Genomic DNA, 17357 nt, shown 5'->3' with positions numbered 1-17357 from the left:
GGCTCAGCCAATATAGAGTTGACTGATGCACCGCTATCGCGAGCAGGCTCGCTCCCACAATGTATTCCAAGGCTTGTTGTTTATTTTTTCAGGTGCTTGATATTCCGAACAGCCGAAGCCTATTTTGGGCGGGTTGCCGTTCGCGGCTTGCACATAACAAGGATTGCGTCATGACGACCGATGGCCAGTGTTCACTCGCGCAGCGACTGACGGGCATTGATGAGATTGAATGTGTCACGCCGGATTTGAATGGCGTGCCGCGGGGCAAGGTAATGACCGCTGAGGGTTTCCTCGAAGGCCGGCGGCTGCAGTTGGCGCGGGGCGTGCTGCTGCAATGCATCATGGGCGGTTATCCGCCACCGCGTTTCTACGGCAGCGACGACGGCGACCTGGCGCTGGTGGCCGATCCGAAACAAATCCACCGCCTGCCCTGGAGCCAACAGCCCCGAGCCCTGGCGATCTGCGATGCCGACGAGTTGACCGGTGAAAGCTCCCGGCTCTCGACGCGCGGCCAGCTCAAGGCCGTTGTCTCTCGCTATGCGGCCCTAGGCCTGGCGCCGGTGGTGGCGACCGAACTGGAATTCTTCGTGTTCGCCCCCAATCCGGACCCGACCCTGCCGTTCCAGCCGCCGATGGGCCTGGATGGACGTCGCGAAGACGGCCATTCGGCGTTCAGCATCAGCTCCAACAATGGCCTGCGCCCGTTCTTCAGTGAAGTCTATGCCTGCATGGCGGCGCTGGGCTTGCCTCGCGACACCTTCATGCATGAAATGGGCGTGAGCCAGTTCGAGATCAATCTGTTGCACGGCGACCCTTTGTTGTTGGCCGACCAGACCTTCCTGTTCAAGCACCTGCTCAAGGAAGTGGCGCTCAAGCACGGTCTGGCCGTGGTCTGCATGGCCAAGCCCCTGGCCCACACGCCGGGCAGTTCGATGCACATCCATCAGAGCGTCGTCGAGGCGGACAGCGGTCGCAATGTTTTCAGCGACGAAGCGGGTGAACCGACGGCGACTTTCCGGCACTTCATTGGTGGGCAACAGGCATGCCTGGCGGATTTCACCGCGTTGTTCGCGCCGAACGTGAACTCCTACCAGCGCCTGTGCCATCCGTTCGCTTCGCCGAACAACGCCTGTTGGTCCCATGACAACCGTTCGGCCGGGTTGCGGATTCCCGCCAGTTCGCCGGTGGCCCGGCGGGTCGAGAACCGCTTGCCGGGAGCCGATGCCAACCCCTACCTGGCGATTGCCGCCAGCCTGGCCGCCGGGCTGTATGGGATTGAACATCGCCTGGAGCCGAGCGCGGCGATCCAGGGCGAATTCGAAGTGCCGAATAATCTGTCGCTGCCATGTACCTTGCATGCCGCCTTGGAGCGTCTGAAGCGTAGTCATCTGGCGAAGGAACTGTTCGGTACGGAGTTCATCGAAGGTTACATCGCCTCCAAGACCCTGGAGCTGACCAGCTTCTTCGATGAAATCACGCCCTGGGAGCGGCGTGTCCTCGCGGCCCAGGCATAACGAAACGTCGCATTCGGGCTATCTTCAACAGGTAGCCCTTACCCACCTCAAGGAGCCGCTCGGAACGCCGATGCGCCAAATCTGGAAACCTTTTCGAGCGCTTTATTTCGCCTCGCTGATGATGTTGATCGGCTCGGGCCTCTTGAGTACTTACCTGGCCTTGCGCCTGGCCGCCGACCATGTGGATAGCCTCTGGGTCGGTGCGCTGATGGCCGCCAACTATTTCGGCCTGGTGCTGGGTGGCAAGATCGGCCACCGGCTGATCGCCCGCGTCGGGCACATCCGCGCCTATTCGGCCTGCGCCGGGATCGTCGGAGCGGCAGTGCTGGGTCATGGCCTGGTGAACTGGCTGCCGGCCTGGATCGTGCTGCGGATGATTGTCGGCCTCGGGATGATGTGCCAGTACATGGTCATCGAGAGCTGGCTCAACGAGCAAGCCGATGCCAAGCAGCGCGGCGTGGTGTTCAGCGGCTACATGATTGCCTCCTACTTGGGCCTGGTGCTGGGCCAGTTGATTCTGGTCATGCACCCGGGGCTGGGGCTTGAGCTGTTGATGCTGGTGGCGCTGTGCTTCGCCTTGTGCCTGGTGCCGGTGACACTGACCCAGCGAATTCACCCGGCGGCGCTGCATCCGGCGCCTATGGAGCCGCGCTTCTTCATCAAGCGTGTGCCACAGTCATTGATTACGGTGCTGGGCTCCGGATTGATCGTGGGCTCGTTCTATGGCCTGGCGCCCCTGTATGCCTCTCAGCAGGGGCTGTCGACCGAGCAGGTTGGTCTGTTCATGGGTAGCTGCATCTTCGCCGGTTTGCTGGTGCAGTGGCCCTTGGGCTGGCTGTCCGATCGATATGACCGGGCGCTGTTGATCCGCTGTTTTGCGCTGGTTCTGACGATCTGTGCGTTGCCATTGGCGATTCTTCCGGCGGTGCCGCTGGAGGTGCTGTTCGTCGCGGGGTTCTTCTGTTCGCTGGTGCAGTTCTGCCTGTATCCGCTGGCGGTAGCGTTTTCCAACGACCACGTCGAAGCTGATCGAAGGGTGTCCCTGACCGCGATGCTGCTGGTGACCTACGGCGTGGGGGCCAGCATCGGGCCGCTGGTGGCCGGCGTGCTGATGAAGATGCTCGGCAGTCAGATGCTCTACGGCTTTTTCGCTTTCTTCGCCTTGGTGCTGGTGTGGCGGATCCGGCCGAAAGCGGTGACCAACCTGCATCAGGTCGATGATGCACCGCTGCATCACGTGGCGATGCCGGACAGCATGTCGAGCTCGCCTTTGGTGGCGTGTCTTGATCCACGGGTGGATGAGCAGGTGGTGCAGGAGCAGATGCAGGCGCCGGCCAATCCGGAGGTGGAGCCTGAGTCGGCCACTGAGACTGCGGCCGAGGCTGAAACTGAAACTGAAACTGAAACTGAAACTGAAACCGAGGCACCTGAGACGCCGAGTTTTACCCAGGCCAGGCCTTGAGGCAGGCATAAAAAAACGGGCAGTCGCCGCAAGGGACTGCCCGTTTTTCATGGCTGGAAAATCAAATGTCGTCTTTATCGAAGCGCCGGGCTTCTCGTTGCAGCTGGTAGACGAACCGCTCGACCTGCCGTTGCACCAGGCCACTGATGTTGTGGAAGCGTACACCGGCAAATGTGGTGTTGATCCTTTCTTCGAAATGCAGGTAACGCAGCTCGACTGGCGCGCTCATGTTGCCAAAAGGCAGGGCTGCGATGAAACGCTCATACACCTGGCCCAATTGCAGGCGCTCCGTGATGTCGCCGTCGAAGCGCAACTTGCAGCCGGTGGCGGAGATGTCCAGCAGCTTGCCATCCACGGGGGACTTGAGCTTTTCGCCGCCCAGTTCAACGTTCACCAGTTGTGCCAGTTTCAGGGCGGCGCGGAAGGCGTTGCGACGTTGGTGGTAGACCACTTCGTCGGGGAGGGCGCCGCGATAGCAGCGGCCGTCGCTGGATTCCTCGATGGTCAGTGGGCCCTTGCCATCCCATGCGATACGCACGCCGTCATGGAAACCCTCGACACGAAACGGCTCGCCGGCCAGCAGGAAGCGCTCGCCGTCCCGGGGAATCATTTCATCCAGGGCGATGGAATGGGTCTCGCGATCGACGTTGACCAGATAGCTCTGGAAGCGCTGGCTACGTTCGTGGAAGGTAATGATCAGTGGGTCGTGGCTCTCTTGCAGCATCCGCAGGTTGCCGGAGATTTCCAGGGGCGTGGTGAGGACCTTGGGGGGCTGCGGAGCATCATCCGCGTTTGAGGCATTGAACACGGTGAGTCAATCTCCAGGCAAAATACGACTACGAATGGCCGGTATTTTGCCAGCATGTATCGCGCGTTGATAGGGCGAAGGCATTGTTCGTTTCATGCCTGGCTGAGCGGGCGGTGCTTGACCATTTTGGCGGTCGAGCCGCGAGCGTCATACAGCGTCGGGATCTCGCCACCGTTGAGAATGCGCAACTGGTTGGCGGTGGCGGCCTGCTGCATCAGGATCGACTGGCCGTTGCGAGCGTTGGTTGCCTGGCATTGGGCGAGCAGGTCGTTGAGTGCTTTGCTCTGGGACAGCAACTGATCGCCGATCGCCGACTGGCCGGCCAATTGCTCGAGGCCGTCATGGCTGGCGGGCAGATTAAGGCTGGCGAGGATCTCGCTGCGTTTGCGGCCATGCTGGTCAAGCAAGATGATCAGTGCCTGTTTCTGCGCCAGGATATTCTCCAGCAGAGGCATGTCACGACCGTGCAATGCCACGGATTCGGCCTGCAACAACTCCAGCAACTGTTGCGCTGGAACAAAGTCGTCGGTGATCAGTTGCAATAAATGAGTGTCGTGCATGGCTGGCCTTGGGTCTTAAGCGTCCAAAAGCCTGGCGCAGGCGTTGGCCTAGCGCTGGGCTTCGAAATTGAGCAGTTTGCTGGCTACGCGGTTGCTGTCGACTTTGTAGCTGCCATCAGCGATTGCTGCTTTCAACTCAGCCACGCGGGCGTTGTCGACGACAGGTTGATCGCGCAGCTTGTCAGTGACCTTCTGCAACTGCTGAGCCTCATTGCTGAGGTGTACCGACTCCCCGTTGCTGACCTGTTCGGCTGGTGTAGGCAGCGGCGCGGATTTACCGGCTTCGACGGTTTCCTTGGCGGCGCTGGTACGCGTAGTACCTGTCAGTGGTGAAGAGCTGTTTAAACGATTGAAATCGATGACCATGGTAAAAAACCTCTGGGTATTTGGACGCTTGCCATGTTTTCGGCCATCCCCAAAAAAACTTTAGGCTCATTTATTCAATGAGCATGCGCACGTCTGCGCTTGCCTTTGCGTAAGGCACAGTCTAGGGAACACCGGGATCAAGCGCCAGCTTTCTACCTCCTCTACCAGATCGCTACATCGCCACTTCCACTTGGCCCGGGGCCATCACCTGCGCCTTGATCACGCGCTGGGAGTTGAGGTTCTTTACCCGTATCTGTTCACGCATGCCGCCGTTGGACAGGGCCTCGCCGGGCATTCGCACGGCTAGGGAGCCGCTGCGGGCGGTGATGACGACTTGGTCGCCCTTGCGGACCACCTCGGCCTGCTCCAGGTGCACCAGTGTCACGGTCTGATCGGCGACCATTGGTCGGACAAGTTTCTGCCCGATGGCCTGGTCGACGGAGGTCAGGAAGCCCTGGTTGATCTGGCTGACGTCCCGTTCGCGCAACATCACGTCCTGGGGCTCGACGATTCCGGCCCGCTTGAGCGGACGAGTGGTGGTGACAATTTCCCGAAACAGGCGCACTTGAGCGGGCACGAACACCGTCCAGGGCGCGGCGCTGTCGCAACGAACCTTCACCGTGACGCGACCCAAGGGGCGGGATGGGCTCTCCAGTGAAGCAGTCAATTCCTTGTCGCACATTGGCATGCGTAAACGTGGATCGATCTGGTTGACTTCGATTTCGTAGCGACCTTCCGTTTGACTGGTAGCCAGATAGTCTTCTACGGTGAATTCAAGAAAGCCCTGAGTGACGCCGATAAGGAGATCAGGCAAGGTAACCGGAACAGCAGCAAGGGCAGGACCGCCCGAAGTGAACAGGCAGACAGCCAGCAGTGCACCGAGCCCGTGGCGGCAGTGAGTGGTCAGGCGTCGAGAAAATGTCGTTTGTGCGTTCATGCCGGTTCAATAGCAAGCCCCGTGCCGTTTAGTGATGAATGCGCGTCGGAAACATTAGCGTTAGGTAGGAGTCAGGGCATGGCGGGAGTAATGGATTCGGTAAACCAGCGTACTCAGCTGGTCGGTCAGAATCGCCTGGAGCTGTTGTTGTTCCGTCTCGACGGCCAACAAATGTATGGAATCAACGTATTCAAGGTCCGCGAGGTGCTGCAATGCCCCAAGCTGACCCTGATGCCCAAGTCCAGCCCCGTCGTGTGCGGTGTGGCCAACATTCGGGGAGCGACCATCCCGATTCTCGACCTGGCGATGGCGACCGGTTCCGGTCGTCTGCTGGACCAGAGTAATCCGTTTGTGATCATCACCGAGTACAACACCAAGACCCAGGGTTTCCTGGTCCGCTCGGTGGAGCGCATTGTCAACATGAACTGGGAAGAAATCCATCCACCGCCCAAGGGCACCGGCCGCGATCACTACCTCACGGCAGTGACCCGGGTCGATAACCAGTTGGTGGAAATCATCGACGTGGAGAAGATCCTCGCCGAAGTGGCGCCCACACCGGAAGCGATCTCCGCGGGTGTGGTGGATGCCGAAACCCAGCACAAGGCGATTTCGCTGCGGGTGCTGACCGTCGATGACTCGTCGGTGGCCCGCAAGCAGGTGACCCGTTGCCTGCACACGGTCGGCGTCGAGGTGGTGGCGCTGAACGACGGACGACAGGCGCTGGATTACCTGCGTAAGCTGGTCGAGGAGGGCAAGAAGCCCGAGGAAGAATTCCTGATGATGATCTCCGACATCGAGATGCCGGAGATGGACGGGTACACCCTGACGTCGGAAATTCGCAGCGACCCGCGCATGCAAAAGCTGCACATCATCTTGCATACTTCGTTGTCCGGGGTTTTCAACCAGGCGATGGTCAAGAAGGTCGGCGCCGACGATTTCCTGGCGAAATTCCGTCCCGATGACCTGGCTTCCCGGGTCGTCGAACGGATCAAGGCAGCAGAATAAAGAATAATAAGGTCGGGCGCGTTGTGCGTCCGGCAAGTCAACACGATGAAAGAGGCGGTATTTTGTCTACGGGTAATTTGGATTTCGAACAGTTCCGGGTCTTCCTGGAAAAAGCCTGTGGCATTTTGCTTGGTGAAAACAAGCAATACCTGGTGTCGAGCCGTCTCAATAAATTGATGGAGCAACAGGGCCTGAAATCGTTGGGCGAACTGGTCCAGCGCATCCAGACCCAGCCGCGCAGTGGTTTGCGCGAGATGGTGGTGGATGCCATGACCACCAATGAAACCCTGTGGTTTCGCGACACCTACCCGTTCGAGGTGTTGAAGAACAGGGTGTTGCCGGCGGCCATCAAGGCCAGCCCGGGCCAGCGTCTGCGGATCTGGTCGGCGGCCTGTTCGTCGGGGCAGGAACCCTATTCGCTGTCGATGTCCATCGATGAGTTCGAGCGGTCCAACCTCGGCCAGTTGAAAGGCGGCGTGCAGATTGTCGCCACTGATCTGTCCGGGACCATGCTCAATAACTGCAAGACCGGCGAGTACGACAGCCTGGCCATCGGCCGGGGCCTGTCACCGGATCGCCTGCAACGTTACTTCGATCCGAAAGGGCCGGGCAAATGGGTGGTCAAGGCACCGATCAAGAGCCGGGTGGAGTTCCGCTCGTTCAACCTGCTGGACAGCTACGCCAGTCTGGGCAAGTTCGACATCGTGTTTTGCCGTAACGTACTGATCTACTTCTCCGCCGAAGTGAAGAAAGACATCCTGCTGCGCATTCACAGCACGCTCAAGCCGGGCGGCTACCTGTTCCTCGGCGCCTCCGAGGCGTTGAACGGTTTGCCGGATCATTACCAAATGGTCCAATGCAGTCCGGGGATCATCTACCAGGCGAAGTGATTGGCTTGGGTTGTCAAAAAACGGGAGCCCCACGGGGCTCCCGTTTTTTTTGCCTGCCGGTTTCTTCCAGTCCACCACTGCTTCCTGTGGGAGCGAGCCTGCTCGCGATGCGGTACTCCTGGCGACATCAATGTGGACTGACACACCGCTATCGCGAGCAGGCTCGCTCCCACAATGAAACGCATTTGTCCTGCAGAAGCGGCAGAAAAGCGGCAGCCTGCGGAAACCAGTTGCCGCTTTTCTGGCATTGCCGCTTTGCCGCAGCCTGCAAAGCCCCGGTTTATGGGGTTTTTGAAAATGGCACGACGCTTGCTTTAGCCGTCGTACGTACATTCTGGTCACCCAAAGGTTTCCGACATGAGCATCAGCTTCGATAAAGCGCTCGGTATCCACGAACAGGCCCTGAGCTTCCGCGCCCAGCGTGCCGAAGTCCTGGCCAACAACATCGCCAACGCCGACACCCCGAACTACAAGGCGCGGGACCTGGACTTCTCCAAAGTGCTCGCCGAGCAGAACGAGAAGACCAAGAACGGCCACTTCGCCTTGAACATGACCAACAGCCGTCATATCGAAGCCGAAGGCTTGGGCAATGGCGATGAATCGCTGATGTATCGCACGCCGATGCAACCTTCGATCGACCAGAACACCGTCGACGCTCAACTGGAACAGTCCAACTACGCGGAAAACTCCGTGAACTTCCAGGCCAGCTTCACCCTGCTCAACAGCAAGTTCAAAGGGCTGGTATCGGCCCTGCGCGGAGAGTAAGCCATGTCGATCGCTAGCGTATTCAACATTGCCGGCAGTGCCATGAGTGCCCAGACCACTCGCCTGAACACCGTTGCCAGTAACATCGCCAACGCCGAGACCGTTTCGTCGAGCATCGATCAGACCTACCGCGCCCGCCACCCGGTATTCGCCACCATGTTCCAGGGCGGCCAGTCCGGCGGCAGCGACTCGCTGTTCCAGGAGCAGGACGCGGCCGGGCAGGGCGTGCAGGTGCTTGGCGTGGTCGAAGACCAGAGCAACCTCGAAGCCCGTTATGAGCCAAACCATCCGGCCGCAGACGCCAAGGGTTATGTCTACTACCCGAACGTCAACGTCGTCGAGGAAATGGCCGACATGATTTCCGCCAGTCGTTCGTTCCAGACCAACGTCGAAATGATGAACACCGCCAAAACCATGATGCAGAAGGTCCTGACCCTCGGTCAGTGATAAGGGGCGATTCACATGAGCGTCACCAACACTACCAGCGGTTTGAGCCTCAACGAGATTTTGGCCAACTCCTCGGTCAAGACCGCTAGCACCAGCGATGGCCTGTCCTCGGCGACCGGCACGGCCGCCGGCAAGAAGGAGCTGGGCAAGGATGCATTCTTGCAATTGCTGGTCACCCAGCTGAAAAACCAGAACCCGCTGGAACCGCAGGATAACGGCGAGTTCGTTGCCCAACTGGCACAGTTCAGCAGCCTGGAAGGCATCACCACGCTCAACGAGACCGTGAGTGGCATCGCCGGCAACTACAACTCGTCCCAGGCCCTGCAAGCTTCGTCGCTGGTAGGCCGCTCGGTCATCGCCCCGGGCGACAAGGCCGTGGTCGATACCTCCAAGAGCCTCAACGGCACGGTGGTGGTACCGACATCGGTGTCCTCCGTCGCCGTCAAGATCGTGGACAAGGACGGCAAGACCGTTCGCACCATTGACCTGGGCAGCCAGAACGCTGGCAACTCCGCTTTCATCTGGGATGGCAAGAACGACGCGGGCACGACGCTTGAGTCGGGCACCTACACCTTTGCTGCCTCAACCACCATCGATGGCAAGGCTACGTCGCTGATCACCAACCTGCCGGCCACGGTCAGCAGTGTGACCATCAGCCAAACGGGCGGTGAACTGATGCTCAACCTGGCCGGGCTGGGCAGCATCGCCCTGTCCAAAGTACAAACTATTGGTATGTAGAGCCGACTAACCGGCAAAAGGAGTCAACATGTCTTTCAACATCGGCCTTAGCGGTCTCTATGCAGCCAACAAACAACTGGACGTGACCGGCAACAACATCGCCAACGTGGCGACCACCGGTTTCAAATCGTCCCGCGCGGAATTCGAAGATGTCTACTCGGCTACCAAGCTGGGCTCGGGCAGCAAGACCGTCGGCAACGGCGTGCGCCTGGCCAACGTCTCCCAGCAGTTCGGCCAAGGTGATGTCAATAACACCGGCAACGTGCTGGACATGGGTATCCAGGGCCAGGGCTTCTTTGTCCTGAGCAACGACGGGTCGCTGAGCTACACCCGTGCCGGTACCTTCAAGACCGACAAGGAAGGCTTCATCACCAACAGCGACGGCACTGCGCGTTTGCAGGGCTATGGCGTGGATGCCAATGGCAACATCCTCAACGGTATTTTGACCGACCTGCGCATCGACACCTCCAACCTGCCGCCGCAAGCGACCAGCCTGGTTTCGTCGACGATTAACCTGAATTCGACGGCGACGCCGATTGATCAGGCTGATCCTGCCTTGGCGTTCGACCCGACCGATACGGCCACGTTCACCAAGCAATTCACCACCCCTGTCTACGATACCCAGGGTAACCAGCACTCCATGGACCAGTACATGGTCAAGACTGGCGCCAACACTTGGGATGTCTACACCCTGATCGATGGCCGTAACCTGGATGGCAGCGCGCCGGTCGCCCCAAACGCTCCGGTTCCCTCCACGATGAGCTTTGATTCGAGTGGCAAGCTGGTGCAAGTCAGCACCCCGCCTGCGACCGTCAACAACGATCTGGTACTGACCGGTTGGGTGCCAGGCACTGTCACCAACGGCGTATGGACCGCTAACGGCGCCGGTTCGTCGACGATTACGGTGTCCATGGCCAACACCACCCAATTCAACGCCGACACCGCCCGGTCGATCCCGGCCCAGAACGGTTACGCCACTGGCCAGATCACTAACCTGACCATCGACGGCAGCGGTGTATTGCTGGCCAACTTCAGCAACAACCAGACCAAGCCGATCGGTCAGCTCGCCCTCGCCAGCTTCACCAACGAGCAGGGCCTGCAGCCGGTAGGCGGCACCAGCTGGAAAGAGACCTTCGCCTCGGGTATCCCGGGCTACGATGCTCCACAAACCGGCACCCTGGGTTCGATCGTCTCCAACTCCCTGGAAGAGTCCAACGTCAACCTGACCAACGAACTGGTCGAGCTGATCAAGGCGCAAAGCAACTACCAGGCGAACGCCAAGACCATCTCCACCCAGAGCACCATCATGCAGACCATCATTCAGATGGCTTGATGTCGATGGTTGTTTGAAGGCTGCACAAGGAGCCCCTCGCATGAGGGGCTTTTTATTGTGCTGCCCGTCCCAGCCTCGTCGCGAGCAAGCCCGCTCCCACAGGGTTATGTGTACGCAGGTCTACACCCTGCTCGCGATGGCGCCGGGACAGGTGCTACTTTCCTCCAGGCAAAAGAAAACCCCCGATAAACCAGCGGTCTATCGGGGGTTTCTTTAGCAAGCGCCTTGCAGCACCCACCCGCTCAGCTTATTGGCAAGCTTCGCAATCCGGCTCGTCGATCGCGCAGGCCTTTGGCACTGGCGCAGGACCGGCTGGAGCAGCCAGGACCGAATCGTCACCGTGGTTGCCGCCGCTGGAAACAGCGTTCAGCTTGCCGGTGTTGATGGTCGACTTCTCGGTGCTGGTGGCGGCCAGGGCACGGAGGTAGTAAGTGGTTTTCAGGCCACGGTACCAAGCCATGCGGTAGGTCACGTCCAGCTTCTTGCCCGAAGCGCCGGCGATGTACAGGTTCAGCGACTGAGCCTGGTCGATCCACTTCTGGCGACGACTGGCCGCGTCGACGATCCACTTGGTGTCCACTTCGAAGGCTGTTGCGTAGAGCTCTTTGAGCTCTTGCGGGATGCGTTCGATCTGCTGCACCGAACCGTCGTAGTACTTCAGGTCGTTGATCATGACCGAGTCCCACAGGCCGCGGGCCTTGAGGTCGCGAACCAGGTACGGGTTGATCACGGTGAATTCGCCCGACAGGTTCGATTTCACATACAGGTTCTGGTAGGTCGGTTCGATCGACTGCGACACGCCAGTGATGTTGGCGATGGTGGCGGTCGGTGCGATGGCCATGATGTTGGAGTTACGGATGCCTTTCTGCACACGGGCGCGAACCGGTGCCCAGTCCAGGGACTCGTTCAGGTCAACGTCGATGTACTTCTGGCCGCGCTGGGCGATCAGGATCTGTTGCGAGTCCAGCGGCAGGATGCCCTGGGACCACAGCGAACCCTGGAACGTCTCGTAGGCGCCACGCTCGTCGGCCAGGTCGCAGGAAGCCTGGATCGCGTAGTAGCTGACCGCTTCCATGGACTTGTCGGCGAACTCGACCGCGGCATCGGAACCGTACGGGATGTGCTGCAGGTACAAGGCGTCCTGGAAGCCCATGATGCCCAGGCCGACCGGACGGTGCTTGAAGTTGGAGTTCTTCGCTTGCGGCACCGAGTAGTAGTTGATGTCGATCACGTTGTCGAGCATGCGCACGGCGGTGTTCACGGTGCGTTGCAGCTTGGCGGTGTCCAGCTTGCCGTCGACGATATGGTTCGGCAGGTTGATCGAGCCCAGGTTGCAGACTGCGATCTCATCCTTGTTGGTGTTCAGGGTGATCTCGGTGCACAGGTTCGAGCTGTGGACCACGCCGACGTGCTGCTGCGGGCTGCGCAGGTTGCACGGGTCCTTGAAGGTCAGCCATGGGTGACCGGTTTCGAACAGCATCGACAGCATCTTGCGCCACAGGTCTTTGGCCTGGACGACTTTGAACAGCTTGATCTTGTTGTACTCGGTCAGGGCTTCGTAGTACTCGTAGCGCTCTTCGAAAGCCTTGCCGGTCAGGTCGTGCAGGTCCGGTACTTCGGACGGCGAGAACAGGGTCCACTTGCCATCGTCGAAGACACGCTTCATGAACAGGTCAGGGATCCAGTTGGCGGTGTTCATGTCGTGGGTACGACGACGGTCATCACCGGTGTTCTTGCGCAGCTCGATGAACTCTTCGATGTCCATGTGCCAGGTTTCCAGGTAGGCACAGACCGCGCCCTTGCGCTTGCCGCCCTGGTTGACCGCGACCGCGGTGTCGTTGACCACTTTGAGGAACGGCACGACGCCCTGGGATTTGCCGTTGGTGCCCTTGATGTACGAGCCCAATGCGCGAACCGGAGTCCAGTCGTTGCCCAGGCCACCGGCGAATTTCGACAGCATGGCGTTGTCGTGGATGGCGCCGTAGATGCCCGACAGGTCATCTGGCACGGTGGTCAGGTAGCAGCTCGACAGCTGTGGACGCAGGGTGCCGGCGTTGAACAGGGTTGGAGTCGAGGCCATGTAGTCGAAGGACGACAACAGGTTGTAGAACTCGATCGCACGGTCTTCGCGCTGCTTCTCTTCGATGGCCAGGCCCATGGCCACGCGCATGAAGAAGATCTGCGGCAGTTCGAAACGCACGCCATCCTTGTGGATGAAGTAACGGTCGTACAGGGTTTGCAGGCCCAGGTAGGTGAACTGCTGGTCGCGCTCGTGGTTGATCGCCTTGCCGAGTTTTTCCAGGTCGAATTCGGCCAGGACCGGGTTCAGCAATTCGAACTCGATACCCTTGGCAACATAAGCTGGCAACGCCTTGGCGTACAGGTCGACCATTTCGTGGTGGGTCGCGCTCTCGGCGACTTCAAGGAAGCTCAGGCCTTCGGCACGCAGGGTGTCCATCAGCAGGCGGGCGGTTACGAAGGAGTAGTTCGGCTCGCGCTCCACCAGGGTCCGCGCGGTCATCACCAAGGCCGTGTTGACGTCCTTGAGTGCAACGCCGTCATAGAGGTTCTTCAGGGTTTCGCGCTGGATCAGGTCGCCATCGACTTCTTCCAGGCCCTCGCAGGCCTCGGTGACGATGGTGTTCAAGCGGCCCATGTCCAGCGGCGCCAGGCTGCCGTCGGCGCGGGCGATGCGGATCGAAGGGTGAGCCAGCACCGGGGCGTCAGCCGGGGTGCGGATGGCGCGCTCCTTGGCGCGCGAATCACGGTAGATTACGTAGTCGCGGGCCACTTTCTGCTCGCCGGCACGCATCAGGGCCAGTTCGACCTGGTCCTGGATTTCTTCGATGTGGATGGTGCCACCCGACGGCATGCGACGCTTGAAGGTTGCGGTGACCTGTTCGGTCAGGCGGGCCACGGTGTCGTGGATTCGCGACGAAGCGGCAGCGGTGCCACCTTCAACTGCGAGGAACGCTTTGGTGATGGCGACGGTGATCTTGTCATCGGTGTAAGGAACGACAGTGCCGTTACGCTTGATCACACGCAGTTGGCCCGGCGCGGTGGCGGACAGATCCGGGCTCGAATCGGCGGCCAGCGGCGCGGTGCCCTGCGGGTTCTCGCGAGTTGTGTCGGTGTGCATGGGTGTCTCCACGTTCTCTATGTTTGTTTGGGCACCATCACGGTGCCCACCGTTCCGTCCTGAAGCACTACAACCGACTGGCGCCGGGCATAACAACTTCGGGACAGTAGGAAGCCGGCGTTTAATGCCGCTCCCATCCGAAGTTCTCAGGTTGCGAGCGAGGCTCGAAACCGGGTTGCCGGGGTGGCAGCAATTGACTGCAACACCCGTACCGTTTCGGTCGTTTTCGACCTTCAAACAGTTGCCATCCGCAGGGGCGGTCTGGGCTTGGGGAAATGCGGTGTTTCAGCTGGACAGAAGCAAGAAAAGCGCTTGAATTCTCTGCCCGACTTGTGTTTGGTTTTTGGCCTGAAACCCTACATGTAGGGTTTTTTACGCGGCGGGCTACAAGATAATGCGTTTTGGGGGGGTATGCAACGTACTACCTGTGGATAAGCCTGTGCGTAATTTGTGTGCGAAACGTGGAATGGCTCTGTAGGCCGCGACCTAGCTGGAGTGGACCTTTTTTCATCGATTTCGACGATCCGAAAACCGCCCGGTGATTTTTGCGGGCGCGGACATTACCACATTAAAGCCAGCCGATCGAAACGCATTTGTCCGCTTGTTTTCTGCGCAGGTGACGTTTATACAATCGGCCCATGCGTGGGTGTGTTTATCCTCCTTTAACATGACAAAAAGATGGGGGAAGCTGTTTCTGAATAGTTGAAACGGGCACTTTGTGGCCAGAGATTGCTCCCGCTCAAGTGCGATGTAGGAGCGATGTAGGAGCTGTCGAGTGCAACGAGGCTGCGATCTTTCCCCAGCCACTTGAATCTCAAGCGAAAGATCAAAATATCAAAAGATCAAAAGATCGCAGCCTTCGGCAGCTCCTACAAAGCCCAGCGGGAGCAATCTCTGGCCACAGGTTTGTGCTGATCCTTCCTTTTATATTCACAGCAAGACGAGGCCCCAGTGGAACAAGAAGCCTGGCAGGTATTGATCGTCGAGGATGACCAGCGTCTGGCCGAGCTGACCCAGGAATACCTCGAAAGCAACGGGCTGCGTGTCGCCATCGAAGGCGACGGCGCGGTGGCGGCGGCGCGAATTATTGCCGAGCAGCCGGACCTGGTGGTCCTCGACCTGATGCTGCCCGGCGAAGATGGCCTGAGCATCTGTCGCAAGGTGCGCGAGCATTATGACGGGCCGATCCTGATGCTCACCGCCCGCACCGACGACACCGATCAGATCCAGGGCCTGGACCTGGGCGCCGATGATTACGTGTGCAAGCCGGTTCGCCCGCGATTGCTATTGGCACGTATCCAGGCCTTGCTGCGGCGCAGCGAACCGGAGCCGAGCGCCGCGCCAAAGCAGCGACGCTTGCAATTCGGCCCGCTAGTGGTCGACGACGCCTTGCGCGAAGCCTGGTTGCAGGGCAGCGGTATCGAGCTGACCAGCGCCGAATTCGACCTGCTGTGGCTGCTGGTGTCCAATGCCGGGCGCATCCTGTCCCGGGAAGAAATCTTCACCGCCCTGCGCGGTATCGGTTATGACGGCCAGGACCGTTCCATCGATGTGCGCATTTCGCGCATCCGCCCCAAGATCGGTGACGACCCGGACCATCCAAGGCTGATCAAGACCATTCGCAGCAAAGGCTACCTGTTCGTTCCTGAAGCCTGTGTAGACCTGGCGCCGTGAATTCGATTTTCCTGCGTATTTATGGCGGCATGTGCGCGGCACTGGTGCTGGTGGCGGTCCTCGGCGTACTGGCCCTGCACCTGCTCAACCAGACCCGCAGCGAGCAATACCGCGAGCGCCTGGCCCACGGCACGTTTTCGTTGATGGCCGACAACCTGCGGCCGATGAACGACACCGAACGGCACCGGGCGTTGCTGGTATGGGAGCGGCTGCTGGGCATTCCGCTGGCGTTGCAGACCTTCGCCCAGACCGACCTCGACCTCGGCCAGCGCACCCGCGTATTGCGTGGCCAGGCGTTGGTCGAGCAGACCGGGCCGCATGCGGCAAAAGTCTATCGGCTGGTCAATGATGCCGAGCAATTGATGTTGGTCGGGGAAGTCCAGCAGATCAGCGAACAATTGGCCCGCGCGACCATTTACCTGTTGGTCGACGAGCTGGTGCGCTATCCGGTGGCCGAACAACCCAAACGGCTGGCGCAACTGGCGCAGGAAAAGGGCTTTGGTTTCGACCTGCGACTCATGACCGCCGAGCAGGCGGACATGGACGAAGACCAGCGCCGTCGTGTGTCCGAGGGCGATACGGTGATGGCGTTGGGCAAGGGCGGCGACTCCATTCGGGTCTTCGCCGGCATGGTCGGCACGCCGTGGGTGCTGGAGATCGGTCCGTTGTACCAGATGAACCCTTATCCGCCACAGTGGCTGGTGCTGATCGCGGCGCTGGGCTTGAGCCTGATCGGGTTGATCGTCTACCTGTTGGTGCGCCAATTGGAGCGACGCTTGCGTGGCTTAGAGTCGGCCGCCACCCAGATCGCCCAGGGCAGCCTGGAAACCCGAGTGCCGGCCCGAGGTGCCGACTCGGTAGGGCGACTGGCCGCGGCGTTCAACGGCATGGCCGAGCACCTGCAACAACTGTTGGCGATTCAGCGTGAGCTGGTGCGGGCGGTGTCCCACGAATTGCGCACCCCGGTGGCGCGCTTGCGCTTCGGCCTGGAAATGCTTGGCAGCGCCAGCACGCCCCAGGCCCGGGACAAATACCTGGCGGGCATGGATCACGACATCGAAGACCTGGATCGGCTGGTGGACGAAATGCTCACCTACGCGCGGCTGGAGCAGGGTTCACCGGCCCTGAATTTTCAGCGGGTGGACCTGGATGCGCTGGTCAATAAAGTGATCGATGAGTTGGGGCCGTTGCGGGCCGGGATCACGGTCGAACGCGGTCTATGCCTGTCGGCCGCCGATTGTGATGGCGCCTGGGTCGAGGCCGAGCCACGTTTTCTGCATCGTGCGCTGCAGAACCTGGTGGGCAACGCGATGCGCCACGCCAGTTCCCAGGTCACCGTCAGCTACCAGGTGGGCCAGTTGCGCTGCCGGGTGGATGTGGAAGACGACGGGCCCGGCGTGCCGGAAGCGGCATGGGAGCGGATTTTCAAGCCCTTCCTGCGCCTGGACGACAGCCGCGCCCGGGCTTCGGGCGGCCATGGGCTGGGGTTGTCGATCGTGCGACGGATCATCCACTGGCACGACGGTCGGGCGCTGATCGGCAAGAGCAAGAGCCTGGGCGGGGCGTGCTTCAGTTTGAGTTGGCCGAGGCATCAGGACAGGTCTTGATAGGTGTGGTGCCTGATCGACCGCCATCGCGGGCAAGCCTCGCTCCCACAGCAAACCACACTTAAATGAGGGCGCACTGACCTGTGGGAGCAAGGCTTGCCCGCGATGAGCC

General features: G+C 60.2%; 15 protein-coding genes. 10 read left to right on the top strand and 5 right to left on the bottom strand.

The window, feature by feature from the left end; genetic code table 11:
- Positions 1–272: 272 nt before the first annotated feature.
- Both AACY42_RS00535 and AACY42_RS00530 read left to right on the top strand, forming a co-directional pair.
- Positions 273–1514, top strand: a complete 1242-nt coding sequence (locus AACY42_RS00535) for a glutamine synthetase family protein (RefSeq protein WP_339475707.1) — start codon at positions 273–275, stop codon at positions 1512–1514.
- A 70-nt stretch (positions 1515–1584) separates the two neighbouring features.
- Complete coding sequence (locus AACY42_RS00530) at positions 1585–2976, top strand: MFS transporter (protein WP_339475240.1); 1392 nt, start codon at positions 1585–1587, stop codon at positions 2974–2976.
- A 61-nt stretch (positions 2977–3037) separates the two neighbouring features.
- On the opposite strand, the gene AACY42_RS00525 is transcribed toward AACY42_RS00530, so the two are convergent.
- The 4 genes from AACY42_RS00525 to flgA all read right to left on the bottom strand — a co-directional run bounded on the left by AACY42_RS00525 (position 3038) and on the right by flgA (position 5647).
- The gene (locus tag AACY42_RS00525; protein ID WP_339475238.1) at positions 3038–3784 is read right to left on the bottom strand and encodes a flagellar brake protein; all 747 of its coding nucleotides are present in this window, start codon (positions 3782–3784) and stop codon (positions 3038–3040) included.
- Positions 3785–3876: 92 nt separating this feature from the next.
- Positions 3877–4344 carry a flagella synthesis protein FlgN gene (locus AACY42_RS00520; RefSeq protein ID WP_339475235.1) on the bottom strand — a complete coding sequence of 156 codons (468 nt, stop codon included), beginning with the start codon at positions 4342–4344 and terminating at the stop codon, positions 3877–3879.
- A 48-nt stretch (positions 4345–4392) separates the two neighbouring features.
- A complete protein-coding gene (gene flgM, locus AACY42_RS00515; protein WP_339475233.1) occupies positions 4393–4710 on the bottom strand; it encodes a flagellar biosynthesis anti-sigma factor FlgM in 318 nt (105 codons plus the stop codon).
- 172 nt (positions 4711–4882) lie between these two features.
- Positions 4883–5647 carry a flagellar basal body P-ring formation chaperone FlgA gene (flgA, locus tag AACY42_RS00510; RefSeq protein ID WP_339475230.1) on the bottom strand — a complete coding sequence of 255 codons (765 nt, stop codon included), beginning with the start codon at positions 5645–5647 and terminating at the stop codon, positions 4883–4885.
- A gap of 78 nt (positions 5648–5725) precedes the next feature.
- Between flgA and AACY42_RS00505 the strand changes: the two genes are divergently transcribed.
- From AACY42_RS00505 to flgE, 6 genes are all read left to right on the top strand, one after another.
- Complete coding sequence (locus tag AACY42_RS00505; RefSeq protein WP_339475228.1) at positions 5726–6652, top strand: chemotaxis protein CheV; 927 nt, start codon at positions 5726–5728, stop codon at positions 6650–6652.
- A gap of 62 nt (positions 6653–6714) precedes the next feature.
- Positions 6715–7542 (top strand): protein-glutamate O-methyltransferase CheR, encoded by an 828-nt coding sequence (gene cheR, locus AACY42_RS00500; protein WP_339475226.1) that lies wholly within the window; start codon positions 6715–6717, stop codon positions 7540–7542.
- A 357-nt stretch (positions 7543–7899) separates the two neighbouring features.
- Positions 7900–8307 (top strand): flagellar basal body rod protein FlgB, encoded by a 408-nt coding sequence (gene flgB, locus AACY42_RS00495; protein ID WP_003204732.1) that lies wholly within the window; start codon positions 7900–7902, stop codon positions 8305–8307.
- Positions 8308–8310: 3 nt separating this feature from the next.
- Positions 8311–8754 (top strand): flagellar basal body rod protein FlgC, encoded by a 444-nt coding sequence (gene flgC / locus AACY42_RS00490; RefSeq protein WP_053147275.1) that lies wholly within the window; start codon positions 8311–8313, stop codon positions 8752–8754.
- 15 nt (positions 8755–8769) lie between these two features.
- Entirely contained in the window at positions 8770–9492 is a 723-nt protein-coding gene (gene flgD / locus AACY42_RS00485) for a flagellar hook assembly protein FlgD (protein ID WP_339475221.1), read from the top strand.
- 28 nt (positions 9493–9520) lie between these two features.
- Positions 9521–10825, top strand: a complete 1305-nt coding sequence (flgE, locus tag AACY42_RS00480; RefSeq protein ID WP_339475220.1) for a flagellar hook protein FlgE — start codon at positions 9521–9523, stop codon at positions 10823–10825.
- Positions 10826–11072: 247 nt separating this feature from the next.
- On the opposite strand, the gene AACY42_RS00475 is transcribed toward flgE, so the two are convergent.
- Positions 11073–13964 (bottom strand): ribonucleoside-diphosphate reductase subunit alpha, encoded by a 2892-nt coding sequence (locus AACY42_RS00475; RefSeq protein WP_339475218.1) that lies wholly within the window; start codon positions 13962–13964, stop codon positions 11073–11075.
- 951 nt (positions 13965–14915) lie between these two features.
- Here AACY42_RS00475 and AACY42_RS00470 point away from each other — a divergent pair.
- Positions 14916–15638: a response regulator gene (locus AACY42_RS00470; RefSeq protein WP_339475217.1), complete on the top strand. Its 723-nt coding sequence runs from the start codon at positions 14916–14918 to the stop codon at positions 15636–15638.
- The gene (locus AACY42_RS00465) at positions 15635–17245 is read left to right on the top strand and encodes an ATP-binding protein (protein WP_339475216.1); all 1611 of its coding nucleotides are present in this window, start codon (positions 15635–15637) and stop codon (positions 17243–17245) included. Before AACY42_RS00470 ends, AACY42_RS00465 begins: the two co-directional genes overlap by 4 nt.
- Positions 17246–17357: the final 112 nt, after the last annotated feature.

Origin of the sequence: Pseudomonas sp. RL_5y_Pfl2_73, from assembly GCF_963970515.1 — a bacterium.
Lineage (GTDB): Bacteria > Pseudomonadota > Gammaproteobacteria > Pseudomonadales > Pseudomonadaceae > Aquipseudomonas.
Note: the sequence above shows the minus strand (reverse complement) of the source record. Positions and strands in the feature narration are given on the sequence as shown.

Coding starts and splice junctions, on each gene's coding strand:
- flgD (WP_339475221.1), top strand. CDS start 8,770: ATGAGCGTCACCAACACTACCAGCGGTTTGAGCCTCAACGAGATTTTG.
- flgM (WP_339475233.1), bottom strand. CDS start 4,710: ATGGTCATCGATTTCAATCGTTTAAACAGCTCTTCACCACTGACAGGT.
- AACY42_RS00505 (WP_339475228.1), top strand. CDS start 5,726: ATGGCGGGAGTAATGGATTCGGTAAACCAGCGTACTCAGCTGGTCGGT.
- AACY42_RS00475 (WP_339475218.1), bottom strand. CDS start 13,964: ATGCACACCGACACAACTCGCGAGAACCCGCAGGGCACCGCGCCGCTG.
- AACY42_RS00535 (WP_339475707.1), top strand. CDS start 273: ATGACCGCTGAGGGTTTCCTCGAAGGCCGGCGGCTGCAGTTGGCGCGG.
- AACY42_RS00530 (WP_339475240.1), top strand. CDS start 1,585: ATGCGCCAAATCTGGAAACCTTTTCGAGCGCTTTATTTCGCCTCGCTG.
- flgB (WP_003204732.1), top strand. CDS start 7,900: ATGAGCATCAGCTTCGATAAAGCGCTCGGTATCCACGAACAGGCCCTG.
- AACY42_RS00520 (WP_339475235.1), bottom strand. CDS start 4,344: ATGCACGACACTCATTTATTGCAACTGATCACCGACGACTTTGTTCCA.
- flgC (WP_053147275.1), top strand. CDS start 8,311: ATGTCGATCGCTAGCGTATTCAACATTGCCGGCAGTGCCATGAGTGCC.
- flgA (WP_339475230.1), bottom strand. CDS start 5,647: ATGAACGCACAAACGACATTTTCTCGACGCCTGACCACTCACTGCCGC.
- flgE (WP_339475220.1), top strand. CDS start 9,521: ATGTCTTTCAACATCGGCCTTAGCGGTCTCTATGCAGCCAACAAACAA.